Here is a 242-nt window from a genome sequence, read left to right as displayed (position 1 = left end):
CCTTACACCACCATCGACACCGCCAACGGCAGGAACACCGCCGTGGCCACGCCCATCAGACTCATTGCCAGCGCGGCGAACGCGCCGCACTCATCGTTTTCCTGCATCGCCACCGCCGTGCCGACCGCATGCGCGGTCATGCCCAGCGCCATGCCGCGCGCTTCGGGGCTGTGCACGCCGAGGCGGGTCAGCAGCGCCGGGCCGAAGATCGCGCCAATCACCCCGGTGATCAGCACGAACAC

Annotated in this window: 1 protein-coding gene; it reads right to left on the bottom strand. The window is 69.0% G+C overall.

Annotated elements, in window-relative coordinates:
• Positions 1–2: 2 nt before the first annotated feature.
• Positions 3–242, bottom strand: a 240-nt coding sequence (locus tag AAEY83_RS18010) for an LrgB family protein (protein WP_351061421.1), incomplete at its 5' end; no start/stop codon positions are given.

This window comes from Psychrobacter sp. TB20-MNA-CIBAN-0197 (assembly GCF_040309765.1).
Classification (GTDB): domain Bacteria; phylum Pseudomonadota; class Gammaproteobacteria; order Pseudomonadales; family Moraxellaceae; genus Psychrobacter; species Psychrobacter submarinus.
Note: the sequence above shows the minus strand (reverse complement) of the source record. Positions and strands in the feature narration are given on the sequence as shown.